This is a genomic window from Nonomuraea sp. NPDC005650 (genome assembly GCF_040605375.1).
GTDB lineage: Bacteria > Actinomycetota > Actinomycetes > Streptosporangiales > Streptosporangiaceae > Nonomuraea.
Map to the genome: position 1 here is coordinate 93,752 of NZ_JBEXCR010000029.1, position 21,034 is coordinate 114,785.

16 protein-coding genes are annotated in these 21,034 nt (G+C 70.0%); 7 read left to right on the plus strand and 9 right to left on the minus strand.

Translation table 11 applies throughout. The annotated features are described in order from the left end of the window. Positions 1-5: 5 nt before the first annotated feature. Genes ABZS69_RS41295 through yicI form a run of 4 tightly spaced genes read left to right on the plus strand, consistent with a single transcriptional unit; the run spans position 6 to position 5,466 of the window. The gene (locus ABZS69_RS41295) at positions 6-1,355 is read left to right on the plus strand and encodes an extracellular solute-binding protein (RefSeq protein ID WP_355381959.1); all 1,350 of its coding nucleotides are present in this window, start codon (positions 6-8) and stop codon (positions 1,353-1,355) included. Positions 1,356-1,407: 52 nt separating this feature from the next. Further along, entirely contained in the window at positions 1,408-2,331 is a 924-nt protein-coding gene (locus ABZS69_RS41300) for a sugar ABC transporter permease (RefSeq protein ID WP_355381961.1), read from the plus strand. Then, positions 2,328-3,221 carry a carbohydrate ABC transporter permease gene (locus tag ABZS69_RS41305; protein ID WP_355381963.1) on the plus strand — a complete coding sequence of 298 codons (894 nt, stop codon included), beginning with the start codon at positions 2,328-2,330 and terminating at the stop codon, positions 3,219-3,221. Before ABZS69_RS41300 ends, ABZS69_RS41305 begins: the two co-directional genes overlap by 4 nt. A 7-nt stretch (positions 3,222-3,228) precedes the next feature. Next, entirely contained in the window at positions 3,229-5,466 is a 2,238-nt protein-coding gene (yicI, locus tag ABZS69_RS41310; protein WP_355381965.1) for an alpha-xylosidase, read from the plus strand. 21 nt (positions 5,467-5,487) lie between these two features. Here yicI and ABZS69_RS41315 read toward each other — a convergent pair whose 3' ends face one another. Both ABZS69_RS41315 and ABZS69_RS41320 read right to left on the minus strand, forming a co-directional pair. Next, positions 5,488-7,104: a CocE/NonD family hydrolase gene (locus tag ABZS69_RS41315; protein WP_355381967.1), complete on the minus strand. Its 1,617-nt coding sequence runs from the start codon at positions 7,102-7,104 to the stop codon at positions 5,488-5,490. Continuing rightward, positions 7,101-7,703 (minus strand): helix-turn-helix domain-containing protein, encoded by a 603-nt coding sequence (locus ABZS69_RS41320; RefSeq protein ID WP_355381969.1) that lies wholly within the window; start codon positions 7,701-7,703, stop codon positions 7,101-7,103. Before ABZS69_RS41320 ends, ABZS69_RS41315 begins: the two co-directional genes overlap by 4 nt. 71 nt (positions 7,704-7,774) lie before the next feature. Here ABZS69_RS41320 and ABZS69_RS41325 point away from each other — a divergent pair, with 71 nt between their 5' ends. Then, complete coding sequence (locus ABZS69_RS41325; protein WP_355381971.1) at positions 7,775-9,301, plus strand: carboxylesterase family protein; 1,527 nt, start codon at positions 7,775-7,777, stop codon at positions 9,299-9,301. Positions 9,302-9,400: 99 nt separating this feature from the next. Here the strand turns inward: ABZS69_RS41325 and ABZS69_RS41330 are convergent, their stop codons facing one another. Next, a complete protein-coding gene (locus ABZS69_RS41330) occupies positions 9,401-10,594 on the minus strand; it encodes a cytochrome P450 (protein WP_355381973.1) in 1,194 nt (397 codons plus the stop codon). A gap of 125 nt (positions 10,595-10,719) precedes the next feature. Beyond that, on the minus strand, positions 10,720-11,199 hold the full coding sequence (locus ABZS69_RS41335) for a hypothetical protein (protein ID WP_355381975.1): 480 nt from the start codon (positions 11,197-11,199) through the stop codon (positions 10,720-10,722). Positions 11,200-11,517: 318 nt separating this feature from the next. Here ABZS69_RS41335 and ABZS69_RS41340 point away from each other — a divergent pair, with 318 nt between their 5' ends. Further along, the gene (locus tag ABZS69_RS41340; protein ID WP_355381977.1) at positions 11,518-13,674 is read left to right on the plus strand and encodes a beta-L-arabinofuranosidase domain-containing protein; all 2,157 of its coding nucleotides are present in this window, start codon (positions 11,518-11,520) and stop codon (positions 13,672-13,674) included. Between the two features lie 66 nt (positions 13,675-13,740). Here ABZS69_RS41340 and ABZS69_RS41345 read toward each other — a convergent pair whose 3' ends face one another. The 5 genes from ABZS69_RS41345 to ABZS69_RS41365 are packed head-to-tail and all read right to left on the minus strand — an operon-like array spanning position 13,741 to position 19,739. After that, positions 13,741-15,471, minus strand: a complete 1,731-nt coding sequence (locus ABZS69_RS41345; protein WP_355381979.1) for a beta-galactosidase family protein — start codon at positions 15,469-15,471, stop codon at positions 13,741-13,743. Positions 15,472-15,489: 18 nt separating this feature from the next. After that, positions 15,490-16,356, minus strand: a complete 867-nt coding sequence (locus ABZS69_RS41350) for a carbohydrate ABC transporter permease (RefSeq protein WP_355381981.1) — start codon at positions 16,354-16,356, stop codon at positions 15,490-15,492. Continuing rightward, positions 16,353-17,234 carry a sugar ABC transporter permease gene (locus tag ABZS69_RS41355; RefSeq protein ID WP_355381983.1) on the minus strand — a complete coding sequence of 294 codons (882 nt, stop codon included), beginning with the start codon at positions 17,232-17,234 and terminating at the stop codon, positions 16,353-16,355. The genes ABZS69_RS41350 and ABZS69_RS41355 overlap by 4 nt, the downstream gene beginning before the upstream one ends. Beyond that, on the minus strand, positions 17,231-18,475 hold the full coding sequence (locus ABZS69_RS41360) for an extracellular solute-binding protein (protein ID WP_355381985.1): 1,245 nt from the start codon (positions 18,473-18,475) through the stop codon (positions 17,231-17,233). The genes ABZS69_RS41355 and ABZS69_RS41360 overlap by 4 nt, the downstream gene beginning before the upstream one ends. Before the next feature lies 1 nt (position 18,476). Next, complete coding sequence (locus ABZS69_RS41365) at positions 18,477-19,739, minus strand: Gfo/Idh/MocA family oxidoreductase (RefSeq protein WP_355381987.1); 1,263 nt, start codon at positions 19,737-19,739, stop codon at positions 18,477-18,479. A gap of 79 nt (positions 19,740-19,818) precedes the next feature. Here ABZS69_RS41365 and ABZS69_RS41370 point away from each other — a divergent pair, with 79 nt between their 5' ends. After that, the gene (locus tag ABZS69_RS41370) at positions 19,819-20,970 is read left to right on the plus strand and encodes an ROK family transcriptional regulator (RefSeq protein ID WP_355381989.1); all 1,152 of its coding nucleotides are present in this window, start codon (positions 19,819-19,821) and stop codon (positions 20,968-20,970) included. The last annotated feature ends 64 nt before the right edge of the window (positions 20,971-21,034 follow it).

The window sequence follows — 21,034 nt, forward strand, 5'->3', positions numbered from 1 at the left end:
CCGTCATGACCCCACCGACCCCGCCCCGACGCCGCCGACCCCGGACGAAGCTGGGCGCCGCGACGCTGGCGCTCGCCCTGGCGGCCTCGCTGGCCGCCTGCTCGTCCGCCGGCACCCCCTCCTCGGGCACGGCGAGCGCGGGCGGGCCGGTCACGCTCCAGGTCTGGACCTGGAACCTCAAGAACGGCAACCCGGCGGCCCAGGCGATCATCGACAAGTACCACCAGGAAAACCCCAACGTCACGATCAAGCTCTCGGAGGTCGGCGGAACCTCCGAAACCGCCTCCAAGGTGCTGGCCGCCGACAAGGCGGGAGACACCCCCGACGTCATCCAGCTGGAGTATCGGGCCGTGCCCGCCATGGTGGTCTCCGGAGCCGTCAAGGACATCACCGCCGACGTGGCGTCCGCCAAGGCGGGCATCGATCCCAACATCTGGGCCCTGACCACCTTCAACAACCAGGTCTACGGCGTGCCCCAGGACATCGGGCCGATGGCGTTCACCTACCGCAAGGACCTGTTCGACAAGTACGGCGTCAAGGTCCCCACCACCTGGGCCGAGTACGCCAAGGCCGCCGAGCAGATCCACAAGAAGGACCCCGACGCCTACATCGCCAGCTTCGCCGCCAACCAGCTCGAGTTCTTCGCCGCCCAGGCCGCCCAAGCCGGCGCCCAGTGGTGGAGCACCGACGGCAACGCCTGGAAGGTCGGCATCGACAGCGAGCCGTCGCTGAAGACCGCCGACTTCTGGCAGGACCTCGTGCAGCGGGACCTGGTCAAGGTCGAGCCGCTGCTCACGCCCGAGTGGAACGCCCAGGTCAACAAGGGCAAGATCCTGAGCTGGGCCGCCGCGGCCTGGGCGCCCAGCGTCATCCACTCGGTGGCGCCCGACACCGCCGGCAAGTGGGAGTCCGCGCCGCTGCCGCAGTGGACGCCCGGCGACCCCGCCGTCCCGTTCCTGGGCGGATCCGCCTACCTGGTGCCGGCCAAGTCGAAGCACGCCAAGGAGGCCGCGGCCTTCGCGGCCTGGCTGGGCGCCTCCAACGAGGGCTCCAAGCTGCAGCTCACGCTCGACATCTACCCCGGTGGGAACGCCGGGCGCCAGGCGACGCTGACCCACGAGCCGCCTAAGCTGATGCCGCAGCAGAAGGACTTCTACCAGGTCACCGACCAGGTGATCAAGAACACCACCATCCCGGTGACCTGGGGACCCAACGTGAACATCGCCCAGAGCGCCTTCGGTGACGCGCTCAACAAGGCCGCGCTCGACAAGACCTCCTTCCGCGCGGTCTACCAGGCCACGCAGCAGGCCGTCGTCGCCGACCTGCAGAAGTCCGGCTACACCGTCACCAAGTAAGACGCCGAGGGTCCGCCCGGGGCCCTCGGCTCGACCCCTCCCTGGACATCTCATGCCCGCCAGCTCCGGGCGACGCCTGCGCGTCCGCGCCGTCGCCACCCCGTGGCTGTTCGCCACGCCCGCGATCGTCTTCTTCGCCCTGTTCCTGATCATCCCGATCGGCTACGCCGTCTACCTGAGCTTCCGCGGCTTCCGCATCGAAGGCGGCGGCGCGTTCGGGCGGCGGGTGGAAGCCTTCATCGGGTTCGACAACTACGCCGCCGCGCTCTCCGACCCCGAATACGTCGCCGGGCTCGGCCGGGTCCTGCTCTACGGCGTCATCGCCATCCCCAGCGTGCTGGGCCTGGCCCTGCTGTTCGCGCTGCTGCTCGACACCCCCAGGGTGCGGGCGCGCGGCTTCACCCGCACCGCGATCTTCCTGCCGTACGCGGTGCCGGGTGTGATCGCCAGCCTCCTGTGGGGCTTCCTGTACCTGCCCAGCACCAGCCCGCTCACCTACATCGCCAGGCAACTGCACGCCGGGCCGCTGGACTTCTTCGGCTTCCCCGCCCTGTACTTCTCGCTGGCCAACATCGCGCTGTGGTCCGGTGTCGGCTTCAACATGATCATCATCTTCACGTCGCTGCGTGCCATCCCCACCTCCATCTACGAGGCGGCCCGCATCGACGGGGCGAGCGAGTGGCAGATCGCCTGGCGCATCAAGATCCCGCTCGTCGCCCCCGCGCTCGTGCTCACCGGCCTGTTCTCCGTGATCGGCACGCTGCAGCTCTACAGCGAACCGGCCACGCTGCGGCCGATGACGACCACGATCAGCTTCACCTGGGTGCCGCTGATGAAGATCTACCAGGAGGCGTTCTCGAACGACAACCTCGGCGGGGCCGCGGCCGCCTCCGTCGTGCTGGCCCTGGGCATCCTGGTCATCTCGCTGCTGCTGCTGCGGTTCTTCCAGCGCCGGACCTTCGGAGACAACGCATGACCGCCGTACCCCGCACCGGTGACCGCCAGTTCCGCCAGCACCAACGCCGCCGCCCGGCGGCGGCGCGGCGGCCACGCCTCCCGCTGATCGTGCTGCTGCTCGGCGCGCTGTACTGCCTGACCCCGGTGGCCTGGGTGGTCATCGCCGCCTCCAAGACGCCGCGCGAGCTGTTCACCACCTTCTCCTTCGCCCCCGGCACCGGCCTCCTCGACAACCTGGCCAACCTGAGCTCCTACGGCGACGGCCAGTTCTGGAAGTGGGGGCTCAACTCGCTGCTCTACGCCGGCGTCGGCGCGATCCTGTCGACGATGGTGTCGGCCATGGCCGGCTACGCGCTGGCCAAGTTCCGCTTCCGCGGGCGTGAACTCCTGTTCTCGGTGATCCTCGCCGGCGTGCTCGTGCCCGGCATCGTGCTGGCCGTCCCGCAGTATCTGCTGATGGCCGCCGTCGGCCTGGCCGGGACCCACTGGTCGGTGCTGCTGCCGGTCATCATCAACCCGTTCGGCATCTTCCTGTGCCGGGTCTTCGCCGCCGCCTCCGTCCCGCAGAGCACGCTGGAGGCCGCGCGCCTGGACGGTGCCGGGGAGACCCGGATCTTCGGCGCCATCGTGCTGCCCATGATGGCGCCCGGGCTCGTCACGGTGCTCCTGCTGCAGTTCGTCGGCATCTGGAACAACTTCCTGCTGCCCTTCATCATGCTCTCCGACCAGGACAAATACCCGATCACCCTGGGCCTGTACACGTTCCTGGGCAAGGGCGCCGGAGACAGCGACCTGTACCCGCTGGTCATCATGGGCTCGGCCGTCTCCGTCATTCCGCTGATCGCCCTCGTTCTGGTGCTGCAGCGGTTCTGGCGCGCCGACCTGCTGGCCGGCGGATTGAAGGGATGACCTGCCGATGAAGTTCACCGACGGGCTCTGGCAACTGCGCCCCGGCGTCACCGCGCTGTACGCGGCGGAGGCGTACGACATCCAGGCCGGCGAGGACGCGTTCACCGTCACCGCGCCCACCGCCGTGATCAGCCGCCGGGGCGACACCCTCAACCGGCCGGTCCTCTCGCTGCGGCTGTCGTCACCCCTGGAGAACGTGATCCGCGTCCGCGTCGAGCACCACCTGAGCGACGACCGCGGCTTCGACCTCGTCGGCGCCGAGGAGGGCCACGGCATCGTCAAAACGGACGGCGCCACGACGCTCACCAGCGGCACGCTGAGCGCGACCATGGCGCCAGGAGCCCCCTGGAACCTGTCCTTCCACGCCGACGGGCGCCCGCTGACCTCCAGCGGCCCCAAATCGATCGGCTTCTTCCGGCTCGCCGCGGACGCGCAGGTCGATCCGCCGCCGGTCGGCGGCGCCCGCGCCTGCGTCCACCTCGCCCAGCAGCTCGCGCTGGACGTGGGCGAGGTGGTCTACGGGCTGGGCGAACGCTTCGGGCCGCTGGTCAAGAACGGCCAGACGGTGGAGATCTGGAACGCCGACGGCGGGACCTCCTCGGAGCAGGCCTACAAGAACGTGCCGTTCTACCTCACCAACCGTGGATACGGCGTCTTCGTGAACCATCCGGGGCACGTCTCGTACGAGATCGGGTCGGAGACGGTGCAACGCGTGCAGTTCTCGGTGGCGGGGGAGAGCCTCGAGTATTTCGTGATCTACGGGCCGTCCCCCAAGCAGATCCTGGAACGCTACACCGCGCTCACCGGCCGCCCCGCGCGCCTGCCCGCCTGGTCCTACGGCCTGTGGCTGTCGACCTCGTTCACCACCGACTACGACGAGCAGACGGTGACCTCGTTCATCGACGGCATGGCCGAGCGCGACCTGCCGCTGTCGGTCTTCCACTTCGACTGTTTCTGGATGCGCGAGTTCAACTGGTGCGACTTCCAGTGGGACCCGCGGGTCTTCCCCGACCCCGAGGGCATGCTGGCCCGCCTGCACGCCAAGGACCTGCGCGTCTGCGTGTGGATCAACCCCTACATCGCCCAGCGCTCACCGCTGTTCGCCGAGGCCGCCGAGCAGGGCTTCCTCCTGAAGCGTCCGGACGGGTCGGTCTGGCAGTGGGACCTGTGGCAGGCCGGCATGGGACTCGTCGACTTCACCAACCCCGACGCGACCCGCTGGTTCCAGTCGAAGCTGCGCGCGCTGCAGGACCAGGGGGTCGACGCGTTCAAGACCGACTTCGGGGAGCGCATCCCGCTCGACGTCGCCTACTTCGACGGCTCCGCGCCCGAACGCATGCACAACCTCTACACGCACCTCTACAACACGGCGGTGTTCGAGGTGCTCGAAGAGCGCCGCGGCCGGGGCGAGGCGGTGCTGTTCGCGCGGTCGGCGACCGCGGGCGGCCAGCGGCTGCCGGTCCACTGGGGCGGCGACTCGGGATCGACGTACGGGTCCATGGCGGAGACCCTGCGCGGCGGCCTGTCGCTCGCGTTCTCCGGCTTCTCCTTCTGGAGCCACGACATCGGCGGCTTCGAGGGCACCCCCGACCCCGGCGTGTTCAAGCGCTGGGTCGCCTTCGGGCTCATGTCCTCCCATTCGCGGCTGCACGGCTCCACCTCCTACCGCGTTCCGTGGGCCTTCGACGAGGAGGCCGTGGCGGTGACCAGGCTGTTCACGAAGCTCAAGCTGCGCCTGATGCCGTACCTGTACCAGGCGGGTGTCCAGGCGCACGAGAGCGGGACGCCCCTGATGCGGCCCATGGCGATGGAGTTCCCCGGCGACCGCAACGCCGCCCACCTCGACACCCAGTACCTGCTCGGCCCGGATCTGCTCGTCGCCCCCGTCTTCACTCCCGACGGGACGGTGGAGCTCTACCTGCCCGACGGCACGTGGACGAACTACCTGACAGGGGAGCGCGTCGAGGGCGGGCGCTGGCGCACCGAGCGGCACGGCTTCACCTCGATGCCGATCTACGTGCGCGAAGGCGCCGTCCTGCCCGTCGGCGCCAGGGACGACCGGCCGGACTACGACTATCTCGACGGCCTGACCCTGCGCGTCTACCCGGGACCGGACGGCGAGACCGCCCTCACCGTCACCGATCACGCCTCCGGCGAGCCCGCCCGGTTCACCGTCACCCGCTCCGGCGGCGAGGTTCGGGTCTCCTCCTCCCTCGCCTCCGGCTGGACGTACGAACTCGCCTGACGGCGCCATCAGACGGGGCGGTCAGCGCACGGGGAGGAGCACCGCCGACAGGTGCCTCGGGTCGTGGAAGACCTGCTGGTCGGCGGTGCGGAGGGCGGTGGCGGTGGCGCGGGGTTCGCCGGTGCCGGGGTTGCGGTCGTAGCGGGGGAAGGCGCCGCTGGAGACCTGGACGCGGATGCGGTGGCCGCGGGCGAAGCGGTAGGCGGTCGGCCACAGGGTCACCGTGGCGGGGGTGATCTCGTCGGCGCCGGTGAGGCTGACCAGGCCGTCGCAGACGTTGGTGGAGCGGCCGCCGGCGTCGACGTCGCACAGCCGGACGAACACGTCGGCATGGGGGAGGCTGGAGCGGAAGAAGATCTCGGCGCTCACCTCGCCGATGACCTCGACGTCCTCGTCCAGCGCGGACGTCGTGTACGTGAGGACGTCGGGCCGGGCCTCAAGGGCGGCGTTGTCGACCCGGCCGGCCTTCTCGCCGAAGGCCATGCGGACGCCGCCGACTGCGGGGGTGGGGTCGGCCGGGTCGTAGCGGTAGCCGTCGGGGGCCGAGTCGGCGGGCGCCTCGGTGGCCAGGGCGCCGCCCGGCTGGAGATGGAAGCGCCGGGGCTCGTATCCCGGCGGCGGCCAGGACGGGAAGTCGCGCCACTTCTCCTCGCCCATGACGTACAGGCGTACCGGGGCGCGCTCGGCCGGCTCCTCGCCCCTGGCCAGGGCCAGGCCGAAGTCGAGGGCCTCGGCGGCGGCCGTCTGCCCGACGCCCATGGAGACGTGCGCCCAGGGGCCGACGGTGAGGCGGACGAGGGAGCGCCCGGCGTCCTGCAGGGCCTGGTGGTCGCGGAGCTGGCCGGGCAGGAAGATGTCGTACCAGCCGCCGACGGAGCTCACCGGCACCTGGATGCCGGCGACCCGGTGCCGGTGGTCGAGGCCCTGCCAGAACGGGCTGGCGGCGTCGTGGGCGAGGACGTTCTGGAGGTAGTCGTCGTGGCGGCCCAGGGCGGCGGTGTCGGCCTGGTTCAGCGGCAGGGTGCGCAGCGCGTTCTGGACCTTCTTGGCCTTCAGCAGTTGGCGCGGCATCGCGAGCGGGCGTTCCTGGCCCGCCACCTGGACGCCCCAGACGAACGGGGTCTCCAGGGAGAAGCCGTCCCCGCGCAGGAACTCCAGGGTGAGCGCCGACTCGGAGACCGCCGGGATCATGGCCTTGACCTGCGGTGGCACGGCGTCGGCCACCGCCCACTGGACGAAGCCGAGGTAGCTGGAGCCGTACAGGATCATCGACTCGCCGAACCAGGGCTGCCCGATCACCCACTCCAGGGTGTCGAGACCGTCCTCGCGCTCGCGGCGCAGCGGGTCGAAGGGGCCGTCGGAGCCGAACGTGCCCCGGGTGCTCTGGATCAGCACCTGGAAGCCCCGTTCGGCCAGCGGGCGGGCCATCGGGCCCGCGGCCAGGCCGGCCCTGCCGTAGGGGATGCGGATGAGCGCGGTGGGCAGGCCGTCGCCGCCGGTCTTCGGCGCCCAGCGGTCGGCCAGCAGCACGGCCCCGTCGCGCATCGGGACGCGCAGGTCGCGCTCGACCGTCAGGTCCCTGGTCAGGGGCGGGGGCAGGCGCAGCATGCGCTGGACGAGGAGGCTGTTCAGGTTCATATGGGGTTGTCTCCTGGTGTACGGACTCCTGGTGTGTGGGCTCCTCGGGCGAGGACGGTCGAGAGGCGCAGCAGGCGGTCGGCCAGCGCGTCGGGGTCGAGGGGGTCGTCGGCGTCGATCAGCCAGTCGTTGACGATCGTGCCGGTCCCGCCGGCGATCAGCGCCGCCAGGTCCCGCGCCGTGGCGTCGTCGAGGTCGCCGAACACCTCCCGCAGCCCCGACACGGTGATGAGCGAGCCGAACAGCTGGTTCAGGGCCCGGGTCATGGGGAAGGCGCAGGATCCGGTGAGCATCGCGCGGTAGAAGGGCCGGTGCCGGGCGAAGTGCCGGGCCATCGCCAGCATGCGCGCGCGGGGCGGCGCGCTCTCGTCTCCGGCCTCGGGAATGAGCTCCCGTTCGACCAGGTCGGTCGCGGCCGCCACGAGGAGCGCGTCACGGTCCCCGAACTGCAGGTAGACGAGCTGCCGGCTGACGTCTGCGGCGTCGGAGAGGTCGCCGACGGGGAGGGCCGTGGTGCCGCGCTCGGAGACCAGGCGTACGGCGGCGGCCATGAGGGCGGCGCGGGAGCGGCGCACCCGGCGGTCCTGTCGATCCTGCACGCCCCAACATTAGACAAGTGTCAAAAAATGGACAACAGTTAAATCAGTCGACTTAGAAATGAGGAGCCGCCATGTCCGCAGCCGAGGAGCCCGAGGTCCGTACCGCCGCTGGTGTGGTGCGCGGCCGCACGGAGGACGGCCTGGCCGTCTTCCGCGGCATCCCGTACGCCGAACCCCCGGTCGGCGAGGCCCGCTTCCAGGCGCCGCGGCGCGTGCGCGGCTGGGACGGCGTGCGGGAGGCGTTCGCGTTCGGCCCGCCGGCCCCGCAGGACGTGAGCATGGCCGGCCGCGACGGCGGGGACCTCTTCATGGGCACGGGCGACGACTGGCTGACGGTCAACGTCTGGACGCCCGACCCCGACCCGGCCGCCCGCCGCCCGGTGATGGTGTGGATCCACGGTGGCGCGTACAAGCTGGGCTTCTCCGGCAGCCCCGGCTACGACGCCCGGCACATCGCCCGCGACGGCGACGTGGTCTTCGTGTCGCTGAACTACCGTCTCGGCGTCGAGGGGTTCGCCCACATCGACGGCGCGCCCGCCAACCGGGCCCTGCTCGACCAGGTCGCCGCCCTGGAGTGGGTGCGGGAGAACATCACGGCGTTCGGCGGCGACCCCGGCCAGGTGACCGTGCTCGGCGATTCTGCCGGTGCCGGGTCCATCGCCGCGCTGATGGCCATGCCGAGCGCGGCGGGGCTGTTCCGGCGCGCCGTCGGGCAGAGCCTGCCGGGCACGTACTTCTCCGACGCCCTGGCCAGGGACGTCGCGGCGGCCATCGCCGCCGAGGCGGGCCTGCGCCCGACGGCCGGGGAGCTGTCCGGCGTGGATCCGCGGCAACTGCCCGCGGTCGCCCAGGCACTGGAGCCGAAGATGCGGCAGTACGAGGACCGCTGGGGTCCGTTCGCGCACACGCTCACCCTGTTCTCGCCGGTCGTCGACGGCGAGGTGCTGCCGGCCGCGCCCTGGCAGGCGCTGGCGGGCGGCGCCGGACGGGACGTGGAGTTGGTCATCGGCCACACCCGCGACGAGTACCGTACGTTCCTGCTCTTCTCCGGACAGCTCGGCAAGATCACCGAGGAGCAGGCGACGGAGGCGCTGCGTCACTTCGGCCCTGGCGAGGACGGCGAGCGGGCCTACCGCGCGGCCTTCCCCGACGCGTCCGCCGAGGAGCTGTACGAGCTCGTGCAGACCGACTGGCTGTTCCGAATGCCGACGCTGCGCCTGGCCGAGGCGCAGGCGGCCGGGGGCGGGCGGGCACACCTGTACGAGCTGGCCTGGCAGTCGCCGGGCAACGGCGGAGTGATGCGCGCCTGCCACGGCCTGGACGGCCCGCTGCTGTTCGGCACCTACGACGCCCACCTGGGCCCGGCGGCCATCGGCCCCGAGCACACCGCCGCGGCCCGCGAGCTGACGTCCCAGATCCGGACGGCCTGGACGTCCTTCGCGACCTCCGGTGACCCGGGCTGGCCCGCGTACGACTCCCGGCAGCGCCTGACCCGGATCTTCGACACGCCGCCGTCGATCGAGGCATACCCGGAGGAGACCTCGCGCCGCCTGTGGCAGGACCACGCCTTCGGGGCGCTTCCCCTGCTGACCGGCTGAGCCGGCCGTCGGCGGCCCGCGCCGCGAAAGGGCGGAAGCGTCAGCACGCCGCACCCACGACTCGGCGGCCTGGGCTGCACCGCGGGCGGCGGGTCCTGGTCAGCCGAAGCGCAGCGGCAGCGTGTCCGGGCCTTGGATCCCGAGGGGGCCCTGCCAGTCCATCGGCCCCGCGTGGGAGGGCGGGCCCAGCCGCGCGGCGAGGATGGGCAGCGCTTCCCCGATCTCGACGCGGGCGAGAGCCGCGCCCAGGCAGTGGTGCGGGCCCGCGCCGAACTGCAGCGGCGGATTGTCCCTGACGGCCGTGATGTCGAATCGATTGGCGTTCTTGTGCGCACGCGGGTCGCGCTGGGCCGCGCTCACGCACATCGTGAGGAACGTTTCCCGGGCGATGTGCAGCCCCTCGTAGTCGAAGTCCTCGGCGGCGAAGCGGTAGATGGTGCCCGCCGAGGGAAGCCAGCGCATCACCTCCTCGACGGCCTGAGCCGCCAGTTCCGGCCGCCGCCCCAGCAGGGTCCACTGTTCGGGGTGCTCGGCGAAGACGACCATGGCGTTGGCGAGCTGGTACCGGGTGTTGTCCTGGGCGCCGAACACGAGCGTGACCAGGAGGTTGCGCAACTCGTCCGCGCTGACGCGGCCGTCGTCGGCCTGACAGGCCGCGACCAGGGCGGAGGTGAGGTCGTCGGCGGGCCTGGCCGCCTTCTCCCCGATGAGGAAGTCGGCATAGTCGTTCAGGCCGCGTACGGCGGCTTCCACCCTGGCGACGACCTCGCCCCCGGTGGCGAGGCTGAAGACCAGGCCGATGTCCCTGGTCCAGGTGCCGAAGACGTCGTAGTGCTCGGGTGGCACGCCGAGCAACTGGCACATGACCGCCAGCGGCAGCCGGGCGCCGAAGTCCTCGACGAATTCGCACCCCTCGCCCGACGCCAGGCCCTCGGTCAACTGCTCGGCCTGCGCCCGGATGAACGGCCGCAGATTCTCCACGGTGCGCGCGGTGAACGCCTTGCTCGTCAGGCGGCGCAGGCGGCGGTGGTCCTCTCCTTCGTGATTGACGATCATCGGCACGAACCAGTCGTAGATCGGACCGTCGAAGATGCCGTTCGTCTCCAGGTACCGCTTGCCGTTGTGGTCCAGCCTCCGGTCGCGCAAGAGCTCATTGGCCTGCCCATATCGCAGCACGAGCAGGCCGATGGGGCTCGTCGCGTACCAGCTTTCCGCTTGGGCTGCGAGGACCTCGGGGGCGCCGAAGTCGAAAGCCGGATCCAGGACATCGAGGAACGGCACGGATGTCGACAACGTCATCCTCCCTGCAGAGATGGGCGTACGGTCCACACTCTCCGGGATCACGACGAAAATGAAGTAACGCGCGACGCACTCTTTTGAGTCAGGCACTTTCTCGGTGAAAGCGGCACTCAAAGTGGCTAGCCACAATTATCCCAGCTGGAGCGACCGGTGCCCCAGATGGGCCCGCCGCCGAGCGTCTGGACCGATGCCCACCATCTGACGCACGTGTTCGCGGAGTAGGCGCTGACCGCCGCGTAGTGGGCGTATGCCCCGCTGTCAGACACGGGGTTCTTGCCCTGGCGCTCCAAGATGGCCTCCGTGAAGCCGGTGACGCCGTGCGCTTGGCCGACCCTTCTGGTGACCACGCAGTTTTCCTGATATTGGCCGTTCCACAACAGATAAGCGGTGGCCAGAGTGATGTTGTTTCTGTCATCGGTGATATCGGCCCAGTCGAGCACCGAATAACCGCCGTTCGGCCAACCGCACCCTTCCTCTGAAACGACGGCCGAGCCCAGGTCGTGGGCCGAGGCGGGAGGGGCCGCGACCATGATCGAGGTGAGCGCGAGACCGAGAGCCACACCGGTGCGTTCGAGGGTGCGCCGGTAGGTGTGGGGCATGGCGGAGTCCTTTCAGGTACGGCTTGGATTTCAGTATGGTGCGGCCTGCGCGCACAGTCCTTGATGGAGCGTCCACAGTTCTTGACGCTCGGTCCACGAGAACGTCGGCCGCTGCCCTGTCGCTCTCTTGACGAGCCCAATGAGGTCGTTAACACTCCCGAAATGTGGGCCTGGAATGAAGCGCGACGCCTTCGACCTGAGCCGATCGGACAGCAACCATGCACAAAGCGGATTCGCTCCAGGACAAAATGTTAGCGCTACCATTCCGCGCCCACATGCCCTCCACATCGGATCCCGAGTGAGGAAGAGGTCAGCGCGATGTCAGAAATGGTGCCCAGGCGCGAGGCGCTTCGACTGGCGGTGTTGGCGGCCGTCACCCCGTCCGCACTGGCGATGCCCAGCGGAACGGCCCAGGCCGCGGCTCCCCTGCCACAGAACGACCCCCCGGTGCCCGGCAGCTGGATCGTGCAGCCGTTCGCGAACAGCCAGGTCACCCTGGGCACGAGCCTGTTCACCGCCAACCGGGACCGGATCCTGACCTTCCTGCGGTCCTATCCGGCCGACCGGATGCTGGCCAATTTCCGGGCCAACGCCGGTCTGGACACGCTGGGCGCGCAACCACCCGGCGGCTGGGACGACGCGACCGGCAATCTGCGCGGTCACTACACCGGGCACTTCCTCAGCGCCCTCGCCCTGGCCTGCGCGGGCTCCGGCGACGCCTTCTACCAGGACAAGGTCGACTACATGGTCACCGCACTGGGCGAGTGCCAGAACGCGCTGGCCGCGAAGGTCGGGCAGCCCGGCGGGCCGAGCCACCCCGGCTTCCTGGCCGCCTACCCCGAGACGCAGTTCATCCTGCTGGAGCAGTACACGACCTATCCCACGATCTGGGCGCCGTACTACACCTGTCACATGATCATGAGAGGGCTGCTCGACGCCTACCGGTACGCGGGCAACCAGCAGGCGCTCGAGATCGTGCTGAAGATGGGCGACTGGGTCCACAGCCGGCTGGGCCACCTTCCGCGGGCCCAGCTCGACCGCATGTGGGGCATCTACATCGCCGGCGAGTACAACGGCATGAACATCGTGATGGCCGACCTCCACGCCCTCAGCGGCAAGGCGGAGTATCTCGCGACGGCCAAGTGCTTCGACAACACCGCCCTGCTGGCGGCCACCGTCGACAACCAGGACACGCTCAACCGGAAACACGCCAACCAGCACATCCCCCAGTTCATCGGATACCTGTCCGTCTTCGAGCAGACCCAGGAACGCCGTTACTTCGACGCGGCCGTGAACTTCTGGGACATGGTCGTCCCGTACCGCATCTTCACCGACGGCGGCCTGGCCGGTCCGGCCGACAACGGCGAGCTCTTCGGCGCGCGCGGCGTCATCGTCGGCACCCTGGGCACCAACAACGCCGAGACCTGCTGCAACTACAACCTGCTCAAGCTGAGCCGGGCCCTGTTCTTCCACACCGCCGACCCGAAATACATGCAGTATTACGAGCGGGCGCTCTACGGCCAGATCCTCGCCTCCCGCCGCAACACCGACAGCACCACCAATCCGCTGCTGACCTACTTCATCCCGATGCGGCCGGGTGCGGCGCGCACGTACGGCAACCTCGGCACCTGCTGCGGCGGCACCGGGCTGGAGAGCCACACCAAGTTCCAGGACTCGATCTACTTCCGCTCCGCCGACGACTCGACGCTCTACGTGAACCTCTACATGGCCTCGGAGCTCGACTGGGCGGAGAAGGGCTTCGTGATCAGGCAGGTCACGAACTACCCGGCCGACCCCGCGGGGGTGACGACGCTGACGGTCACGGGCGACGGCCGGCTGGTGGTGAAGCTGCGGGTGCCGTACTGGGTGGAGAAGGGCTTCTCGGTCTCGGTCAACGCGACCGACCAGCAACTCGACGCCAAGCCGGGCGAGTACGTCACGCTCGACCGGCAGTGGCGGAGCGGCGACATCGTGCGGATCACGATGCCGTTCTCGCTGCGGATCGAGAAGGCGCTGGACGTCCCGACCATCCAGAGCATCGCCTACGGGCCGGTGCCGATGGTCGCCAAGAGCACCCAGACCACCTACCGTCAATTCTCCTTCTACAAGGACTTCACCCTGTCCGGGGACCTCGCGCGCGCCGTCACGTCCACCGGGCCGATGAGCTTCACCGCGAACGGCCTGCCGCTGGTCCCCCTCTACCTCAACAACACCGACCGCTACCACGCCTACTTCCGGCGCGTCGAGCCGACCATTGTCTTCGGGAGGATCGACTCCGGCGTGCCCAACCGCGAGCGGGCGGATTCGGTGACCTTCCTCGACGCGGTCTGGAAGAACGCGCCCTTCGCGAACCAGGGACAGTTCGTGTCCACCGTGACCCGCACCGCGGAGGAGTGGGTCGCGGCCGGGCTGATGACCTCGGCCCAGAAGGACATGGTGGTCTCCACGGCCACCCGGGCCATGCTCCCCAGCTAGTCCGCGCCTGCCGGGAGGCCGGGCAGGTCATGCGACCTGCCCGGCCTCCCGGCAGGCACTCCTCGGCTACCGGGCGTGCGAGGGCCGGGCGCGGATCTCCAGCAGGGCGCCCACCTGGTCCAGTTCCAGGTGGACGATCTCGTTGACGCCCGCTTCGAGCAGGGGCGCCGGGAGGTAAAGGGTCCGCTGGGGTCCTCGCTTCCAGTAGCGGCCCAGCAGGACGCCGTTGATCCAGACGTACCCCTTGCCCCAGCCGGGCAGCGCCAGGAACGCGTCCGCGGGCTCGCCCACCTCGAACGTGGTGCGGAAGAACGAAAGCGGCTCGCCCGTCGTCCCCGGCCGGAAGCTCAGCCGCGAGACGTCCTCCAGCGGGATCGGCCGCGCCGTGTATCCGTGCACGTATTGAAGGTGGTGCAGGACACCGCCGAGGATGCCCTTGCGCTCGCCGAGCAGCGGGCCGTAGTTGGTCCGTCCCATCGATTCCACGAGGATCTCCAGGGCGGCGTGCCCGGTCGCGAGCAGTTCGGGAGGATCGGCGTCCCGCTCGACGACGCCCGCCAGGCGGCCGTCGACGAAGACGTGCGCGCGGTCGTGCACGCCGCGCAGGGTGAGCGGGTACGTCCCGCGCGGTCCGGGAACGGTCGTCCGGTACAGGACCAGGCCGTGGTCCAGCCCCAGGTCCTCGAACGTCGGCGGCACCGGCGCGGTGGTCTCCGGCCCCGCGATGGCCTCCAGCGCCTCGTGCAGCCGCACCGACCCCGTGGGGCGTAGCGTGGCGGGAGGCAGCGTGGCGGGCACGTCGGGCACGTCGGTGGGCTCGCCGCCGTAGCGGGAGAGCACGTCCCTGAACAGCCGGTACTTCTCGGTGGGCGCGCCGCGCTCGTCGATGGGCGCGTCGTAGTCGTAGGAGGTCACTGTGGGCCGCCACGGGCCGGCGCTGTCGTCCCCTGTGCGGTTGGCGCCCGCCCAGGTGCCGAAGGTGGTGCCTCCGTGCGCCATGTACAGGTTCACCGACGCTCCCGCGGCGAGGATCCGCTCCAGGGTGTCCGCGGCGTCCTGCGGGTCGCGGGTGGCGTGTTCGTGCCCCCAGTGGTCGAACCAGCCGCACCAGAACTCCATGCAGAACAGCGGGTCGTCCGGCCGGTGGGCGCGCAACGCGGCGAAGGCCTGCTCCGGCTCGGAGCCGAAGTTGACCGTGGCCAGCACGCCGTCGATCGTGCCACCGGTCAGGCAGTGGTCGGCCGGCCCGTCGGAGGTGAACAGGGGCACCTCGACGCCGCGGCCGATCAGGCCGTCCGCCAGGTGGCGCAGGTAGGCGTGGTCGCTGCCGTAGGAGCCGTACTCGTTCTCCACCTGGACCATGATCACGTTGCCGCCGCGGGTGACCTGGCGCTCGGCCACCTGGGGGATCAGCCGGTCGAAGTAGCGGTCGACGTGGGCCAGGTAGCCGGGGTCGCCGGCGCGGACGGTCCCGGTGAGCCAGCTGGGCAGCCCGCCGTTGTCCCATTCGGCGCAGATGTACGGTCCGGGCCGCACGATCGCCAGGAGCCCTTCGGCCGCCGCCGCGTCGAGGAACGCGCCCAGGTCGTCCAGGCGGCGGAAGTCTCCCGGCCGCGGCTCGTGCAGGTTCCACGGCACGTAGGTCTCGACCGTGTTGAGGCCCATGGCGCGCACCATGGCGAGCCGGTGCCTCCATTGCCCGGGGTGCACGCGGAAGTAGTGCAGTGCGCCCGACAGCACCCTGAACTCGGCGCCGTCCAGCCGGAACGAGCCGTCAGCGACGGAGAAGGCACGCACAAGACCGTCCTTTGCGGGTCATCTGCTGATTCCGGCGGTCATGCCGTCGACGATGCGGCGGCCCAGCCAGATGTAGAGCACGATCATGGGATAGACCAGGATCACGATGCCCGCGAACATGCCGCCCCAGTCGGAGCTGTACTGCATGCTGCTGTACAGACCGAGGAGGGCGGCGGGCAGGTTGCGTTCCTCGGGGAGAGGGGCGATCAGCAGGGCGAGCAGGGTCTCGTTCCACAGGCCCATGACGTTGAGCACGAACACGGTGGTCAGCCCCGGCCTGGCCACAGGCATGATGACCTGGACGAACGCGCGGAGCGGGCCGGCTCCGTCGATCTCGGCCGCCTCCTCGATCTCGTGCGGCAGCGACCTCATGTACCCGGTGAGCACGAACACGGCGAAGGGGACCGACAGCGCCACCTGGAAGACCAGCAAGGTGATGCGGTTGTCCCACCAGCCGGTGACCCAGTCCTCCATGAACGTGTAGACCGACAGCTTGACCACGACGATCGGCACCAGGATCGTCTGCAGCGGGATGCTCAGCCCCATCGCGAAATAGTTGATCGCGGGGCCGGCGACGCGCCTGCTTGAGCGGGCCAGGACATAGGCGGCGGGGGCGGACACCGCCACGATCAGCACGGCGCCGAACGCGGTCAGCACCACGCTGTTCAAGGCCGCGGCGGAGAACTCGGCCGCCTGCCAAGCCGAGCCGAAGTTGTCCCATCGTGGGCTCGTCGGCAGCGCGAACGGATGCAGCCACACGTCCCGCGAGTCCTTCAGCGACTGGATGCCCACCCACCCGATCAGGGCGAGGTTGAAGGCCACCCAGGCCCACAGGGCGACGGCCGTGGCCCTGGGCAGCAGGATGTCCCCGATCAGACGTCTCATGACAGCTCCACTCGATCGCGCCTGGTGATGCGCCGGGTCAGCACGATCAGTACGGCTGTCACGAGGAGCGTCATCACGCCCATGGCCGCCGCGCTTCCGAGCTCCGGCAGGCCGGCGCCCTTCACCACGATGTACTGCTGCACCGCGATCGTGCGGGCGGGGATCGGCGGTGCGGCGGTGGTGCCCGCGGTCGTGAAGGCCAGCACGATGTCGAAGATCTTCAAGCTGCCGACCACCCAGAGGACGGCGGAGACGGCGAAGACGTCCCAGGTCAGCGGCAGCGTGATGTGCCGGAACTGCTCCCATTTGGTGGCCCCGATGAGCTGGGCGTCCTCGTACACGTGCGCCGGGATGGCGTCGGCGGCCGACATCATCAGCGCGACGTAGAAGCCGGTGCTCGACCAGACCAGCCCGCCCACGATGCAGCGGAGCACCATCTCGGGGCCGAGCCAGGGCTGCGGGTCCAGGCCGGCCCAGCCGAGCACGGTGTTGACCGCGCCCTCGGGGTTGAGCAGGAAGCCCACCGCCGCGCCGATCGCGATGAGCGAGATGATCAGCGGCAGGAAGACGACGGCCCGGATGAAGGCCCGCCCCTTGAGCTGCCTGAGCACGACCATGGCGAGGAAGGTGAAGCCGAAGATCAGGCCGCCGCCGACGATCGCCATCACGAAGGTGTTGGTGAAGGCCGTGGCGAAGACCTCGTTGTGCAGCAGCGCCACGTAGTTGTCCAGCCCGCGCCAGGTCATCTCCGAGCCGGGTCCCGACCATCTGGTGAGACTGATCCAGATCCCGAACAGCGAGGGCGCGACGAACAGCAGGGTGTAGACCAGGAGTGCGGGCAGCAGGAAGGGCCAGAAGGCCCGTTCGTAGGTTTTCACCCGGTCGCCAGGTGCTCGGCCGTCCGCTTCTTGCCCTCGCGGACGAACGTGGTCGCGTCGATCTTGCCGGACAGGAGCCTGTCGTTCAGCGGCAGGAACATGTCGCCCCACCAGGTCTTGTCGGCGCCCGCGTAGTCGTAGCTCAGGTGCGTCTCCTTGGCCTCCAGCACCGCCTTCTGCACGTCCGCCATGTGCGCGGGCGCGGGCACGTCACCGCGCGAGGAGATGTTCAGCGCCACGGTGGAGAACTGCTCCATGTACTTCTTCTGCAGCGCGAAAGCCAGGAACCTCTTGGCCGTCCCGACGTTCTTGCCCCTGGCGTTCACGCCCCAGCCGAGGGTGCCCACCTCGATGGACCTCTTGCCGCCGGTGGGCAGCTGGAACGAGGCGACCTTGAAGCCGGGAGCCAGCTGGGGCTGGACCTCGCTGGCCAGCCAGGTGCCGTTGATGTTGAGGTCGTACGTGCCCTGCGCCCAGGCGTTCTGCGCGGCGGGGTACTTGGTCGCCATGAAGTCCCGCTGGAAGTAGCCGCCCTTGGCGAGCTGCTCGATCTTCTTCGCCGTGTCGAGCACCTGGGGCTTGTCCCAGTTGGCGGGGTCCTTGGCCAGCTCGGCCAGGCTTCCCGCGCCGTTGGCGCCCACCAGCAGGCCGTAGAACCAGTAGACGTTGTAGAAGGCGATGGTGCCGTCCTGGCCGATGGGGGTGCGGCCGGCCTTCTTGCACTCGTCGAGGAAGGCGATGAACTCCTCCCAGGTCTGCGGGTTCAGCCCGGGGTGCTTGGCCGCGTCGTACCAGACGGCGGTGGAGATGATCGTGTGCGGCACGAAGGCCAGGCCGTTCTTGCCGGAGGAGGCCCGCCGTACCGGCTCGGGGAGCACGTCCTTGACCGTCTTTCCCTCGCCGGGGACCTGCGCGTTCTCCACGTCGTCCATCGGGCCGACGATCTGCTGGGCGGTCAGGGTGTCGATGTCGCCGGTGGTGGTGTCGAACAGGTCGGGGCCCTGGCCGGAGGCCATCTCGGCGTTGAGGTTCTCGTTGCCGGTGCGGCCGACGAACTTCAGGTCGACCTTGGTGCCGGTCTCCTTGGCGAAATCGTCCATGATCGTCTTGATGATCTTCGCCTGGGGCTCCGCCGCGCCCCAGGACGAGCGGTAGGACAGGGACTGCTGGGCGGGTTCGCCGCTGTTCTTCTTGCCGCAGGCGGCCAGGCCGAGGGCGCCTATCAGGAGGAGAGCCGTCATTTTACGCATGGTGGGGGGCCTTTCCTATCGTGACGACGGTCCGGGTGCGCCTGGCCTGCTCCGCGGCCCAGACCACCCGGTGCGTGGCGAGGCTGGCTTGCGCGTCGCTCGGGACGAGGGCCGGGTTGTTGTCGCGGACGGCGGCGAGGAACGCCTCCATCAGCGCCCCGTCGCCCCCTCCGTGCCCGGAGGCGGCCGAGGCGTCCGCTCCGGCGAGGGCGTCGACCGACGACACCTCGTCGGTGAGGAAGTCGTGGACGCGGAGCGTCTCGCCGTCGCACTCGATCGAGCCGCGCGTGCCGAAGATCCTGGTCTTCCGGTGCTCGAGCGCGCCGAACGCGGTCATGGTGCAGGTGGCGCTCGTGCCGTCGGCGAACTCCATGATCACTACCTGGCTGTCGACCACGTCGTTGTCGCAGGCGTAGACGCATCTGCCGTACGGGCCCTCGCGCAGGGCCGTGAGCACGCCCTCCTCCGTGAAGTCGCGGGTGACGGCGCCGAGCGGCCAGACGTGCCGGCCCGGATCGGCGAGGCAGTCCATGTACAGCCGCCGGGCGGAATAGGGGCAGGTGGGTTCCACCGGACAGTCCAGGCAACGGTCGGCGGCCCCCGCGGGCCTGCCCTCCTCGGTGAAGTGGACGAGCTTGCCGAAGGAGGAGACCCGTTCGGGCACCTCGCCCTTGATGTGCACGATCCAGTCGAGGTCATGACAGGCTTTGGCGAGCAGCATCGGGGCCGACTCCGCCTCGTTCCGCCAGTTCCCCCGTACGAAGGAGTGCGCCTGATGCCACCATCCGACCTGCTCCAGGTGCTGGATGTTCATGATCTGGCCGATCCTGCCCTCGTCCAGGAGCTTCTTGAGGGTGGTGGTGTAAGGCGCGTAGCGCAGCACGTGGCAGACCGCCAGGATCACGCCGTTGCGGTCGGCGGCCGCGGCGATGGCCGCGGCGTCCGCTTCCGTCGGCGCCATCGGCTTCTCCAGCAGGATGTGGTAACCCAGCTCGGCCGCGCGTACGGCGGGCTGGAGGTGCAGGCGGTCCTGCGTGGCGATGATCACCGCGTCGGCCAGCCGCTCGCCGGCCAGCAGGTCCCGCCAGTCGGCGAAGACGCGCTCGGCCGGGATGCCGTGCTCGGCCGCGAGGTCCGCCCGCCTGTCCCGGTCGGGCTCGGCGACGGCCACGACCTCGGCGAACCCGCCTTCCCGCGCTAGCCTGGCGTAGCCGGTGCCGCGCAGGCCCGCCCCAATCACGGCAAGAGTGACCATCCGCATCCCCTACGAGTTGTAACATACTAATGAAGACTGTTTTTATTTCTGCGACGGAAGATCTGTCAAGGGGGGAAGCGTGACAATCCGTGGCGGCGACACCTCGCGGCTTCGCCGGATCAATCTCGTGACGACGCTCCGTACGGTCCGGTCGCAGGGTCCGCTCGGGCTGACCGACCTCGCCAAGGGGGCGGCGCTCTCAAGGCCGACCGTGGAGGGCCTGGTCGAGGAGCTGCTGGCGGCGGGCTGGCTCAGGGAGCTGCCGCCGGAGAGCGGTCAGATGGGGCGGCCGGCCAGGTTGTTCGCCTTCCACGCGACGGGCGGCCACGTGCTCGGGATCGACATCGGCTCCTACACGCTCAGGGCCACCGTCGCCGATCTGGAGGGCGCGGTCGTGGCCGCGCGCGACGAACAGATCGCCGCCACCGCCGGCCGCGCGGAGCGGCTGGCGGGCCTCAGGACGGTGATCGCGGCAGCGCTGGAGGCCGCCGGGCTGACCGCCGACCGCATCGCTGCTGTCTGCGTGGGCACCACCGGCGTGGTGACCGCCGAGGGCGTGGTGAAGCTGTCGGTCGCCCTTCCCGAGTGGACGGGCCTCGATCTGGCGGGTGAGCTGCGCGCGAGCTTCGACTGCCCCGTGCTGGTGGAGAACGACTGCAACCTGGCCGCGCTCGCCGAGCGTTGGCGCGGCCAGGCCCACAGCGTCGACGACCTGGTGTTCGTGCTGTCCGGCGTGCGTACGGGCGCGGGCATCGTGGTGGGCGGCAAGCTGCTCAAGGGAGCCAGGGGCGGCGCGGGGGAGATCGGCGCGCTGCCGCTGGTCGGCTGGCACCGCGCGCCCGTCCATCTGACCGGTTTCCAGGGCCTGCCGCCCGGCACGCCGCCGCGGGACGCCGCAGCCCAGGTCTTCGCCGCGGCCAGGTCCGGCGACCCGGCCGCGCAGTGGGCGATCGAGCAGTACGCGCGCGACCTGGCGGAAGGCATCGCCGCCCTGGTGCTGACCGTGGATCCCGAGCTGGTGGTGCTCGGCGGTGGCGTCTCACGCTCGGGCGACGTGCTGCTCGCGCCGGTGCGCCGGCATCTGGACCCGTTCTGCCTCGAACCTCCCGTGGTGGTGGTCTCCGACCTGGGGGAGCAGGCCGTGGTCCTGGGCGCGGTACGGCGCGCGCTCGATCACGTCGACGCCCGCCTCTATGACTTCGACGCCCCCCTCCCGAAGCCGTTGTCCTGACGGGATCGGGCAGCGCGCCTGGGCCCGTCGCCTGGTTCATGGCCACGGGCCCCGCCGGTCACCG